The organism is Sphingobacterium sp. BIGb0116 (assembly GCF_024808035.1).
GTDB classification, from domain to species: Bacteria; Bacteroidota; Bacteroidia; order Sphingobacteriales; family Sphingobacteriaceae; genus Sphingobacterium; species Sphingobacterium paramultivorum.
In genome coordinates, this window is record NZ_JANUDT010000001.1 from 615,534 (window position 1) to 628,013 (window position 12,480).

General features: G+C 40.9%; 11 protein-coding genes. 5 read left to right on the forward strand and 6 right to left on the reverse strand.

Features of this window, described 5'->3' with window-relative positions:
• Positions 1-2: 2 nt before the first annotated feature.
• The gene (locus M2419_RS02880; RefSeq protein WP_153845781.1) at positions 3-1,244 is read right to left on the reverse strand and encodes a glycine betaine/L-proline ABC transporter ATP-binding protein; all 1,242 of its coding nucleotides are present in this window, start codon (positions 1,242-1,244) and stop codon (positions 3-5) included.
• Between the two features lie 458 nt (positions 1,245-1,702).
• Positions 1,703-1,957 (reverse strand): hypothetical protein, encoded by a 255-nt coding sequence (locus tag M2419_RS02885; RefSeq protein ID WP_153845780.1) that lies wholly within the window; start codon positions 1,955-1,957, stop codon positions 1,703-1,705.
• 214 nt (positions 1,958-2,171) lie between these two features.
• On the opposite strand from M2419_RS02885, the gene M2419_RS02890 reads away from it, so the two are divergent.
• From M2419_RS02890 to M2419_RS02900, 3 genes are all read left to right on the forward strand, one after another.
• A complete protein-coding gene (locus M2419_RS02890; RefSeq protein ID WP_259254185.1) occupies positions 2,172-3,014 on the forward strand; it encodes an SDR family NAD(P)-dependent oxidoreductase in 843 nt (280 codons plus the stop codon).
• Between the two features lie 70 nt (positions 3,015-3,084).
• Positions 3,085-4,020, forward strand: coding sequence for an AraC family transcriptional regulator (locus tag M2419_RS02895; RefSeq protein ID WP_153845778.1), 936 nt, complete (start codon positions 3,085-3,087; stop codon positions 4,018-4,020).
• Positions 4,021-4,115: 95 nt separating this feature from the next.
• Complete coding sequence (locus M2419_RS02900) at positions 4,116-4,955, forward strand: cold-shock protein (RefSeq protein WP_259254186.1); 840 nt, start codon at positions 4,116-4,118, stop codon at positions 4,953-4,955.
• A 167-nt stretch (positions 4,956-5,122) separates the two neighbouring features.
• Here M2419_RS02900 and M2419_RS02905 read toward each other — a convergent pair whose 3' ends face one another.
• Entirely contained in the window at positions 5,123-5,872 is a 750-nt protein-coding gene (locus tag M2419_RS02905) for an SDR family oxidoreductase (RefSeq protein WP_159727740.1), read from the reverse strand.
• Between the two features lie 77 nt (positions 5,873-5,949).
• Between M2419_RS02905 and M2419_RS02910 the strand changes: the two genes are divergently transcribed.
• Positions 5,950-6,291 (forward strand): helix-turn-helix domain-containing protein, encoded by a 342-nt coding sequence (locus tag M2419_RS02910; protein WP_153845775.1) that lies wholly within the window; start codon positions 5,950-5,952, stop codon positions 6,289-6,291.
• An 11-nt stretch (positions 6,292-6,302) separates the two neighbouring features.
• On the opposite strand, the gene M2419_RS02915 is transcribed toward M2419_RS02910, so the two are convergent.
• Together M2419_RS02915 and M2419_RS02920 are read right to left on the reverse strand one after the other, a co-directional pair.
• Positions 6,303-8,021, reverse strand: coding sequence for an alpha-L-fucosidase (locus M2419_RS02915; RefSeq protein WP_259254187.1), 1,719 nt, complete (start codon positions 8,019-8,021; stop codon positions 6,303-6,305).
• Between the two features lie 59 nt (positions 8,022-8,080).
• Complete coding sequence (locus M2419_RS02920; protein ID WP_153845774.1) at positions 8,081-9,364, reverse strand: Gfo/Idh/MocA family protein; 1,284 nt, start codon at positions 9,362-9,364, stop codon at positions 8,081-8,083.
• Positions 9,365-9,711: 347 nt separating this feature from the next.
• Between M2419_RS02920 and M2419_RS02925 the strand changes: the two genes are divergently transcribed.
• Positions 9,712-10,581: a DMT family transporter gene (locus M2419_RS02925; RefSeq protein WP_153845773.1), complete on the forward strand. Its 870-nt coding sequence runs from the start codon at positions 9,712-9,714 to the stop codon at positions 10,579-10,581.
• A gap of 91 nt (positions 10,582-10,672) precedes the next feature.
• Here M2419_RS02925 and M2419_RS02930 read toward each other — a convergent pair whose 3' ends face one another.
• The gene (locus tag M2419_RS02930; RefSeq protein WP_259254188.1) at positions 10,673-12,355 is read right to left on the reverse strand and encodes an FAD-binding dehydrogenase; all 1,683 of its coding nucleotides are present in this window, start codon (positions 12,353-12,355) and stop codon (positions 10,673-10,675) included.
• Between the last annotated feature and the right edge of the window lie 125 nt (positions 12,356-12,480).

The window sequence follows — 12,480 nt, forward strand, 5'->3', positions numbered from 1 at the left end:
TTCTACTGATTATTTGCTTTCTCTTTTAATTCAATAATTTCTTCTTCATTATACTTTGTCGCTTCGATAATCAATGATGTCTGTGTTACGATCCCCAACAAACGATTATGTTCATTCACCACAGCGATTGGCGACCGGATCTCCGATATCAAGGGCAACATTTCTTCAACGGTCACCTCTTTTGATACAGTTGGAACGGTAGTATGTATAATGGATTCTACGGTAGGTTCCCTACGCTTTGCAGATTGAATGACTTCACTCATATGAACAAAACCAAGAAAAGTCTCATGAGCATCAACTACAGGGAGAATCTCAATTCCTGTCGACCGCATTTTACGTAGAGCCCCCTCAGGGCCATCTTTTTTGAAACGTACAACAGTAGGTTTCTCAAACATCAGTGAACCTGCCGAAATGATGGACTTGCGATCCACTTTTTCAACAAAGGCTTTAACATACTCACTCGCTGGATTTGTCAAGATATCTTCCGCAGTACCGATCTGTTCGATGACACCATCTTTCATAATAGCAATACGATCGCCCAATTTGATTGCTTCATCGAGATCATGGGTAATAAAAACGATCGTTTTTTGTAAATTATCCTGCAACTCCAATAACTGATCTTGCATTTCTGTTTTAATCAGGGGATCTAGTGCTGAAAATGCCTCATCCATCAGTAATACTTCGGGATCATTTGCAAGTGCCCGAGCCAGTCCAACCCGCTGTTGCATACCACCAGATAACTGAGACGGTAACTGTTGTTCAAATCCGCTCAGCCCCACTACATCAAGTGCTTTCTGAGCCTTAGATTCCCGTTTGTCTCGTTCTTCCCCTCTTAGTTCTAAACCAAAAGCGGCATTGCTCAATACGGTGTGATGTGGCAACAGACCAAACTTCTGAAAGACCATACTCATTTCTGTCCTACGGACTTCAAGAAGATCTTTATTATTTTTCCCTGTAATATCCTCTCCATTGATAAATACCTTTCCTGATGTGGGTTCGTTCAATCGATTAAGACAACGGAGCAGGGTAGATTTCCCACTGCCTGATAGTCCCATTATAACAAAGAATTCACCCTCGAAGATTTCAAAATTAGCTTTGTTGATTCCGATCGTGCAATCTGCCTTTGCCAAGATCTCCTTTTTGGAGAAACCCTCATTTAGTAATTTCAAAGCTTGCTTCTTCTGTTTTCCGAAAACAAGTACCAAGTCTTCAACTTTTACTTTTACCTTGCTAGTTTTATCCATTCTTTAATTTTTTTAAACATAAATAAACCATAAGGGCATGAGTAACCCACTAAGGCCATACGCCTACGCTATTTTCTTACAAATAAAAATATCCCTACAGTTGAGTTCGTTTGATCGAAATCTTACTCGTACAGTTCAATCAACTTATTAACTAACATACTTTACTCTCGGTTCGGTAAGAGCAATGATGAAAAAGAAACTAATCTTTTAAAGACGAAATGCTCCATTCAAAAAGCATCTCCAAAATATACTTCAACAAGTATAACGAACAACCTAGGCTGTGCCAAAGGCACAAAGCCATAGCGGAATAAACTCACGCCATTCTGTCTTTTGACAGTACAAAGGTACGAAAAATAAATTTAACGTCTTTTTCGGAGCATATAAACCTATTTTACAACAACTTATAAAAATAAAAATGAGATCTGATTTTTTGAAGATAAAATCAGTAAACTTAGTAGCTAAACCAGCCGGTCTCGCAGCCCATATTGTACACATAATCCCTTTACCTTTTCCGCAAATGCCTGTCGATAATAGCTGGGAAGTTTACCGTCCGGACCAAACAATCGTTGGTATTTTTCCACGAGCTGTGGATAGCGTTTTTCAACCGCACGCATAACCAAAGTCCGATTACCACCAGGGTCAGAACCATATAATGCCAAGGTATCTCTCCGTTTTGTTTTGTTAAGAATGGATTTAGCAATTACACGCTGCATACGGAACTTTACGTTTAATGAAAATCTATCTTATAAAAACAGATTTTAACATCCTAAGTTAGTTCAAAATTACGACTAAGAGACAAAAAATAACTCCATAAAATTATTCGTTTAAATAAATTTCACAAAACTCCTTTCGGCTACATATTCCCTCAATTTGGCGATTTTTATTAGACGCGCTTTATGGAAGTTTGTATTACAAATACAAAGAAATATGACACAAAATACGCAAAGTAAAATCTGGTTTATCACGGGCAGTTCGCGCGGATTCGGGAAAATCTGGACAGAGGCAGCATTACAGCGGGGAGACAAAGTAATTGCTACCGCACGAAGACTCTCTTCCATCGCCTATCTCAATGAGAAATATGGAGACAACGTATTGACACTGGAATTGGACGTTACCGATACCGAAAAAGTAAAAACTGTTGTACAACAGGCATATGATCACTTTGGCCAGTTAGACATTGTCCTTAACAATGCAGGTTACTCTCTGGTTGGAACTATTGAGGAAGCTAGCATGGACGATATTCGAAAACAATACGAAACAAATATCCTTGGACCGGTAGCTGTCATTCAAGCTGTTTTACCATTATTACGTCAGCAAGGACATGGCCACATCTTAGGGACATCAAGTAGCCTAGGCCACGTTACACTGCCTGTAATCGGATACTATTGTTCCTCAAAATGGGCATTTGAAGCAATACACGAAAGTTTAGCGCTTGAGGTCAAAGCGTTTGGCATCAGAGTAACCATCATAGAACCCGGAGCCTATGCCACCGAATTTGGAAGTCAGGAATCACTACAATTTGCTGAAACATTAGATCCTTACCAAGATTTTAAAGCCCAATTTTTTACTGATTTAGGAAAAATGGAGAAAGGTGATCCGAATGCGACTCCAGCTGCAATCTTCAGTATTGTTGACACAGAAAATCCTCCCTTGCGGTTTAATCTAGGAAATGGAAACCTATCTTGGGTAAGTAGTGTATATGCCGAAAGGATTGCCACATGGAAAGAATGGGATACTGTTTCAGCACAAGCTCAAGGCCTTTCCAAGTAATCCCTATGTCAATAATTCATTCTCGTTTACATTATCGACTATTGTAAACGAGAATTACGTAAATTCAAAAATGAAAAAAGAACAAAAAGCTCTCCCAAAGATGGAATCCCTATCGGATATTCACCGTGCTTTTGGCCTTCCAACACCGGCCCACCCCTTGGTCAGCATGGTGAATGGCACCACTCATCAGGTTATGCTCAACAATATTCCTCAACCGCATGTATTGAATTTTTACAAAATATCCTACAAACCGAGTGTTAAAGGAAAACTCATCTATGGACAAGGTTACTATGACTTTGACGAAGGTGGACTTCTGTTTGCCGCTCCAAATCAAATTATAGGAAACCACGGCGCAAATGAAGGCGAAGTGTGCTCACAATATACCCTTTTGATACATCCTGATTTCTTTTGGGGATATCCGCTAGCAAAAAAAATAAAACAATACGGCTTTTTTTCTTATACCACAAATGAAGCCTTACATTTATCCGAAAAAGAAAAAGACCGAATTATTTCCATCTTCCGACACATCGATGAAGAATTAACTAGCCGAATCGATGACTTTAGTCAAGATGTGATTATTTCCCACATTGAATTACTTTTAAATTATGCCAACCGATTTTATAAAAGACAGTTTATCACACGAAAAGCGATTAACACGAACTTAATAGCCAAACTTGAGGAAATATTGGAAGCATATTTCTCTAACAATATTTCTACTAAACAAGGCATTCCAACGGTACAGTATCTTGCTGAACGCCTACACATTTCAGCCAGTTATTTAAGCGATATGCTCCGTTTGCAGACCGGTGAAAATACGCAACATTTCATCCATGATAAAATAATTGACAAAGCAAAAGAGAAATTATCCATCACAAACCTATCCGTAAGCGAAGTTGCTTACGACTTGGGCTTTGGCCATCCCCAATCATTTAACAAGTTATTCAAAGCGAAGACAAATATGTCTCCTTTGGCCTTCCGAAAATCTTTTCCCCAACCAAATAAGTAGGTAAATACGAGAAAAATAGGTGATATAGCACAAATAATTGCAAATATTTCATTTTCAATACCTAATAAAGGCATTTATTCCTTACCTTTATCCTATTGAAACAAAACTCAACCCCAGCCATGTTTATCGGCGCAGTCAAATGGTTCGACAATAACAAAGGATTTGGTACTCTTGCGTTACCTTCCGGAGAAGAACTCTTTGTGCATATACGCAGGTTTAAAGTTCCTCCAGAACATATTATTCAACCTGGAGAAGTTATTGTTGGCGACAAGAAACCCGACCCTAAAAGGAGCGGTTATCTCGCTCAGAACTGCAGGATTCTCAAAAGGCCCGAAGATTGGAAATTCGTCATCTCGCTCCTCGACAAAGAACACACCGTACTCCTCCCCGACAGCCACGGTCGAGAACAAAAGCATAACTTAACCTCATTAACAGCAAGACAACTTTTAAGAACCCAGCCCAGAGAACATATTGTGGCCATGCTGACCGCTAATTTTGATGTTCATTTTGATAGCTCAATTTTCATTTCCTATGCCGAATTGATCGACAAAAGCATTACTGGTGTTTTTGAGAAAGAAACCGCTTACGATATACTTTCCAAAGTGTTCGAATACTTTGGGAAACATGTCTCGCATCAAATCCTATTTCGCGTATGGAAGGAAAGCATGTTTAAGTATCTTGGCTATCCGGCAGAAGGCGACTACGAAATTCCTGAGCTTGTATTTAATCTGAATGCCACAGAAATCAATTGTGAGGATCTTGCCAGAATTAGCACCTACAGTTATGGAAAATCCTTTTGTACTGATTTTGTAAATGCACTATTTGACGATCTAGAAACAATGGATAAGCAAGATATCGAGCCGCTGCTTCCATATATCGAGTTCTTAGAGAATGAGGCGTCTATCGAAAAAATACAGACGTTGCTGCAAGAATAGCTTAAACTATTTAATCTCGTAAAATTAGCATGCAATCCGCCCTAATATAAATAAGCGAGATCAGACAAAGAATCTGAACTATTGATTATCCTTCGTATGATAATAATTGAATATCTACGAAGGATAAGTTCTTCACCTAAAATTCTCTTAGTGCGCTATGCAGGTAATTAAGAATGATTGATACCCATTCCACCGTCCAAAACAAAATCAGCGCCAGTGATGTAAGATGCATGATCACCACTCAGATAAACAACCATTTTAGCGACATCCTCAGCTGTACCTATCTTTTTGAGTGGAGATTCTGCTGCCAACTTATTCCAAATATTTTCGACAGTCTGCTGGTCATAATTCTTGTTAAGAACATCCGTCCTAGTCGGACCCGGACTCACGGTGTTTACACGAATTTTACGGTCTGCAAGCTCCATTGCTGCTGTTTTGGCAAAGGAATTAACGGCCGCTTTACTCGCTTGATAAATCGAACTCGCTGGCATATTTAAGGTAGCTACATTAGAAGAAAGAATAACGACAGACGCACCATCGCGAAGAAGTGGAATAAACCTGCTCAATGTAAAATATGAGCCTTTTAAATTGATATCCATTACTGCATCAAAATTCGCTTCTGATGCTTCATCAATAAAACCTCCTTCACCTGTAATACCGGCGTTGATAAATAGGACATCTATATATCCAAACCGATCTTTTATTTCTTGAGCAAGTTTTTCAATATCCTGTAGTATAGCCTGATCCGCCACGTAGGCTGTTGCTCCTATCCGCTCAGCGGCTTGATCAATAGCTTGTTTTCTTCTTCCTGTAATAATAACTTGTGCCCCATTTTCCCTAAACTCCTTCGCTGTTGCAAAACCAATTCCACTATTCCCTCCTGTAACTAAGACGACTTTGTTTTCTAAATTTTTCATTGTTCTATTTTTTGACAAATATATCGGGTATTTGATATACATTTGATACCAGTATAATAGAGTATACCAAAATTACCATGGAAAGAAATCAAGTAGAAGAACTAAGGGCATTACAAGACACCCTGTATTTTATAGGTGGAAAATGGCGTATTCCCATTATCAATTCATTATGCAACGGTAATAAACGGTTTCGAGAAATTGAACGAAGTATCCCTGGGATCACGACACGTATGCTGTCCAAAGAATTGAAAGATATGGAACTCAACAAACTCGTTAGCAGAAAAGTCTATCCGGAAAGCCCTGTGTTAATTGAATACCTACCGACTGCCTATTGCCGGACATTTGGTAATATCATCCAAGAAATGATTAACTGGGGCCGAGAGCACAGAAAGGTGATTATTGAAGAATCTGTAGAATAGACTTTTGAGCTCTATTCTACAGATTTAAATCGAAGTGCAGTAAGACTGACTTTATCCCCCTCCCCCTCCAATAAAGAAACAGTAATTTTGTAGCGCCCCGGAGCCTTAAATTTCATCCATCCCCAAGGGTACCAATTATACACAGAAGAGGCCGCTTGCTGATTCTGCACGATCTCCCCAGCCGAGTTTTCGATCTTCCACACCACTCTCCCCTGCCCCGTATAATTGAGATCAATTTGATAATAGCCTGGCTTAACAATGTCTATAGCATACGTTAGTTTACTTTCATCAGCCCATTGCCCTACTTGAACCACATGCTTCCATTCACCGAATTTTTCCATCCAGGATTTTCCAGTTTTATTACATCCTTCAACTTCAGCAAAATCAACAGGCACAATTGTCTCCATCGCCGGATCAACACCTAACATTTTATCAATAACGGGCATTCCCTGCATAACTACCTCAATCACGGAAACCAATGGATCGGGAGCTACACCTGGCGTATTGATTTTTAACCATTTTCCATCGAACGTGTAATTCAAGGACTTTTTGCCGTTGGAAGTTAAAAGGCTAATCGACTTTATCCCTTTTGTTAGGCCCGGAACAAACAACTTTCCATTGGCCGGCCAATGATAGACCAACAACGAAATCTTACGCCCCTGTACAGTAGCATCTCCCCAGGGTAAGGCATGCCCCCAAGGTGACGCTTGCGCCCCATAAACGGTCTCAGGATATTTTCGGATCCAGGCACCCGCACCGCGCAACGCTAAGCTCGCTGGTTCTGGAATAGTCCCGTCTGGCTTGGGCCCTACATTTAACATATAAGTCCCACCTCGACCAACCGTCGACAATGTACGCAATAGGATCTCGCGAGCACTCTTCCAATTATTGTCGTACCAAGCATACCCCCAAGAATCGTTGGTTACATCCACTGCTTCCCAAAGACCTGGAACATTCTGCCGCGGTACTTCCATATCTCCTAAAGTAGAATAATCCCCGAGCCCATGCCCAACTCGCCCCGACACATACGCCCCAGGTTGATTTTTATGAACCAATTCGACAAGTTTTTGTGCGTATTTCTTATCCATCCCACCTGGAGTATCGAACCAGACCAGTTCTATCGGTCCATACTCAGTTGTAATCTGATTCACCTCAGGATAACATTTCTCCCAAAAATAATCATCAAATGTTTTCGGCTGACCAGCTGCATTCACCTTGGGGCCTCCATTTCCGCCAGGATAGGTCCAATCCTGATTTTGCGAATAATAGAACCCAAAACCAATTCCCCCCTCTTTACATGCTTTTGCGAGCTCAATCATTGGATCACGCTTAAAATCAGTAGCCTCAACAATATTAAAAGAATTCACCTTAGAATGAAACATCGAAAATCCATCGTGATGTTTACTTGTAATCACGATGTAACGCATTCCAGCATCTTTTGCAAGCTGCACAATAGCTTTAGCATCAAAATGATCTGGACGGAAAGAACCCGCAGCAGCCATATAGTCCGCAACAAGGATATTGGCCATGCTCTTGTTCATGAGCCACTCCCCTATGCCATAAAACGTTTTTCCCTTCCAGGTATTTGCTAGCTGCGAATAGATTCCCCAATGGATAAACATCGCATATTTGCCTTCACGGAACAGTTTCCCTCTATTTTGGGCGATCGGTTTATTTCCCCCCTCACCATTCCACATTTGTTCCATCTGTTGCGCTGAAACCTGGTTCACAACCAACCCCGCCAGTACTAGACAAAACAATATCTTTTTAATTACCTATTTTTAACATCTTAGACTTTGGGCAGGTTATAACCATTATGATAAACTTTCGCTAAGTACTGGTCGGCATCTTTATCATTGAAACTGCGCTTTTGTTTGTCCCAGAACAATTTCTTTTTGGCCCGATAAGCAATATTTCCCATTTGTGAGAATATCGCGATATGTGCCCCAGCTTCTATCGGAGCATGTAAACCCTCCACGGATTTCTTTCTAACTGCTTCTACAAAATTAACCATATGCTTGTCCAATCCATTATCCTGTGAACGTTGAAAAGAGACAGCATCCATTCGCCCTTTCTCCGGGATAACTTCCCAGCCCTCACGATTGACGACCAAGGTACCATTATTGCCAATGAAAGCAACTCCGTGAGTCTTTTCGTAAGGCCCCAAATCTATCCCTGTTGCCTGCTCCCATTGAACATTAAATCCATCAAACTCATATACCGTTGTTAAACTATCTGGAGTTTCAGCGGCATCGTCAGGATAAGCAAATTTACCGCCAGCAGCCATAACCGAAACAGGATCTGATACTTTCATTCCAATTAGCGCATAATCCAACATATGTACACCCCAATCGGTCATCAAGCCACCCGCATAATCCCAATACCATCTAAAATTGAAGTGAAAACGATTGGGATTAAACGCACGTTTTGGTGCTGGCCCTAGCCATTTATCATAATGTACTCCCGCAGGAACAGGAGCGTCAGCCTGAACCGGAATACTCTTCATCCAACCTTGATAAGCCCAAGCCTTAACAAGACGTATTTTCCCCAATTTTCCGCTATGAACAAAATCCATCGCATCTCTGAAATGTTGTTGGCTACGTTGCCACTGCCCAACCTGTACAACGCGCTTATGCTTCTTAGCAGCTGCAACCATAATTTCGCATTCCCGAATGGAGTTTCCAATCGGTTTTTCGACATATACATCTTTTCCGGCCGCAACAGCATCAACCATTTGCATACAATGCCAATGATCAGGTGTAGCGACAATAACAACATCAACGTCATTTGCTTTTAGGAGGTCTTTATAATCGATGTAAGTCTTCACATTAATATTGCGTTTCTTTAATTCCTCAGCTCGATTCCCCAAAACATTTTCATCGACATCACATAATGCCGTACACTGCACTCCTGGTACCTTCAAGATGGCGTTCAGATTGGACCAGCCCATTCCGTTTGTACCGATCAGCCCTACACGAACCGTATCAGCTTGAAAACCGAATACTTTCGTCTGTGCAAAAAGTGCTGATGCAGCCAATAGACTCGTATTTCGTATAAATTCTTTTCTCTTCATTGTTTAGTTTGGTTTATATTGATATTGTGTATTCATTACTAGGAAGACGATTATCTTGGGATCCCCCCTAGCGAGATTACTAATATAACATTTAGTCTTTAGGATGAAGAATATTAATCCAAACAAAATAGCTGAAATATAACACTTTGAATGCTGTAGATAATTTCTATATTTGTTAAAAACAAGCATAAAACCATGGGCCGAAGAACTTGTCTTTCTCCTCCAGCAAAATAATATAGCGCAATGTCAAACGAATAATGGCGTCCGATCAGGAGCAAATTCGGATGATATAAGGATTAACTATTTATTTAGCTTTTAAATTTCCCTTTTGGGAAAGACATTTTTTTATGAAAAAATCATATTTAGTACTTCATACCGCAGTACTGCTCGCAGGCTTCACCGGTGTTTTCGGCAAGCTAATTACCCTCAATCAAATACCACTCGTCTGGTTTCGGGTTTTACTCTCAACAATCATCTTATTCCTCGTTCTCAAATTATTCAAAATTGAGCGTTTAAAATCCACTAAAGATGTGTTTAAAATTGCGAAAGTCGGCCTATTAATCACCATCCACTGGATATTTTTTTATGGTAGCATCAAGTTTTCCAACATTTCCATTGGCGTGGTTTGCTATTGCCTAACCAGTTTTTTTACCGCTGTATTAGAGCCAATCATCAACAAGAAAAGATTTAGCGCAGCGCAGCTCATGTTAAGTATGCTGACATTGATCGGAATCAGTTTAATCTTTCATTTTGATAGCTCTTATCAACTTGGGATTATTTTGGGTGTAATTTCAACTATTTTTGCGGCTTTATATACCATTTACAACGAGCGACTAGTCAAACAATATGATAGTAAATTGCTCAATTTTTATCAGATGCTTAGTGGCACCATTGTATTGGGACTCGGACTGCCCATTTTCTATTATCTATTTCCCACCGAACGTTTTATACCGAGCTTTTCTGATGGGGTCTATTTAATCTTGCTGGCTTTATTTTGTACGGTTGGCCTCTATGTTCTTTTTGCTGAATCACTCAAGAAGCTATCTGCATTTACGGTCAATTTGAGTTTCAATCTCGAGCCCATCTATTCGATTATCATTGCTTTTTTATTCTTCAACGAAGGCAAACAAGTCAATGCTTCCTTCTATGTTGGACTCGCTCTTGTACTCGTTTCTGTTCTTCTCCAAACGATGCGCTCTATCAGAAAAAAAACTTAATAGTACCTTATTCCATAGGCAAAAATCGCATTGATTGCCTATGGAACCTCTATTTTAACATTAAGAAAAGAATTAATTTTCATCACATTTCTTAGGCAGATGGTGCCTTTGGCAGACTCGCAATATGTTGTCCGGCTTTCATGCCGGAGAAAATACATCCCCCCAAAAATGTACCTTCCAGTGCCCGATAGCCGTGCATCCCGCCACCACCAAATCCAGCCACCTCACCCACAGCATACAAGCCCTTTATCACCTCGTCATCCTTTGTTAGCACTTGTGCTTGGAGATTCGTTTTAAGACCACCTAAGGTTTTCCGGGTCAGTACATGGAGACGTACCGCAATAAGCGGTCCATTTTCCTGCGCTAGGATTTTATGAAGGGCTGCCACTCGGCCTAATTTATCACCACGGTAATTCCGTGTATTCCGGATGTAATTTACTTGCGTGTCCTTTGAAAACTTATTATCTACTTCCCGGTCACGCGCTTCAATTTGCGATTTAATCGCTTCATAATCCAATAGATCCTCCCCTGCCAAACGATTCATACGGGCTACCAGATCCTTTAGATTGTCCGAAACAATAAAATCAGATCCTTTTTCCTTAAAAGCCTCAACGGGCCCGGGCGCATTTTTCCCAAAAATGCGCTTCAAAAATAAGCTGTAATCCTTGTTGGTAATATCTGGATTCTGTTCTGAACCCGAAAGAGCAAACTCTTTTTTGATAATCTTCTGCGTCAAAATAAACCAGGAATAAGAAAAGCCTGTCTCTTGCAGGTGCTTGAGTGTACCCAAGGTATCAAATCCAGGCAAATAAGGAGCAGGAAGTCTGTTGCCGCGGGCATCAAACCACAATGAAGAGGGCCCAGGCAAGATACGGATGCCGTGGTTAGGCCATATTGGATTCCAATTTTCAATCCCTTCCGTATAATGCCACATGCGATCGCGGTTTATCATATGAGCCCCAACCTCTTCCGCAATTCCGAACATTTTTCCATCGACATAGGCGGGAACACCTGAAATCATTTGTGCCGGCGCTTTCCCTAATCGTTCAGGCCAATTTTCCCGTACCAATTGATGATTTGCACCGATTCCTCCCGAAGCTATAACGACTTGATCTGCATAATATTCAAACGCCGCAAGAATAGTTCTGTTGGTTGCAATACCCCTTGCTTTGTTATCATCTTCCAAAACATCGCCCGCAATTCCAATGACCGTGCCATCTTGCGTTAGCAATTTTGTCACGCGATGTCTAAACTGAAACTGCAGAAGACCTTTTTTCTGCGCAGCATAAGCTTTATCCACAAAAGGTTTCACAACGCCGGTTCCGGTTCCCCAACTGACATGAAATCTAGGCACAGAATTACCATGCCCCGAGGCCGAACCATCACCGCGCTCCGCCCAACCGACCATAAACATCAACTTTATACCAAGCTTAGCAATGTAGGCCGACTTTTCTTCCGTTGCAAATTTCAAGTAGGCCTCAGCCCATTGTCGTGGCCAATAATCCTCCTCGCGGTCAAATCCGGCAGTCCCCATCCAATCCTGTCGGGCTAGTTCATAAGAATCCTTGATACCCATGCGACGTTGTTGCGGCGAATTGATAAGAAAAAGTCCCCCGAAGGACCAATAGGCCTGCCCCCCTAGATTTTCTTCCGTTTCCTGATCTACAAGAAGCACTTTCTTACCAGCATTGGTGACTTCCATTGCTGTCGTAAGTCCTGCCAAGCCAGCTCCAATGATAATCACGTCAGGTTTAAATTGTTCTACTTTTTGCATCGTTATCCTTTTGCTCAACTGCTTATTCCAATAAAAATGGTATTGATCGCCTTCGAAAAGACTTACTGCATGACATAAATTTACTAGTTTATACAGGAATGAGCAAGAAAAACTTAGCTATAACT

Coding starts and splice junctions, on each gene's coding strand:
- M2419_RS02905 (WP_159727740.1), bottom strand. CDS start 5,872: ATGAAAAATTTAGAAAACAAAGTCGTCTTAGTTACAGGAGGGAATAGT.
- M2419_RS02885 (WP_153845780.1), bottom strand. CDS start 1,957: ATGCAGCGTGTAATTGCTAAATCCATTCTTAACAAAACAAAACGGAGA.
- M2419_RS02920 (WP_153845774.1), bottom strand. CDS start 9,364: ATGAAGAGAAAAGAATTTATACGAAATACGAGTCTATTGGCTGCATCA.
- M2419_RS02930 (WP_259254188.1), bottom strand. CDS start 12,355: ATGCAAAAAGTAGAACAATTTAAACCTGACGTGATTATCATTGGAGCT.
- M2419_RS02925 (WP_153845773.1), top strand. CDS start 9,712: ATGAAAAAATCATATTTAGTACTTCATACCGCAGTACTGCTCGCAGGC.
- M2419_RS02890 (WP_259254185.1), top strand. CDS start 2,172: ATGACACAAAATACGCAAAGTAAAATCTGGTTTATCACGGGCAGTTCG.
- M2419_RS02880 (WP_153845781.1), bottom strand. CDS start 1,244: ATGGATAAAACTAGCAAGGTAAAAGTAAAAGTTGAAGACTTGGTACTT.
- M2419_RS02895 (WP_153845778.1), top strand. CDS start 3,085: ATGAAAAAAGAACAAAAAGCTCTCCCAAAGATGGAATCCCTATCGGAT.
- M2419_RS02910 (WP_153845775.1), top strand. CDS start 5,950: ATGGAAAGAAATCAAGTAGAAGAACTAAGGGCATTACAAGACACCCTG.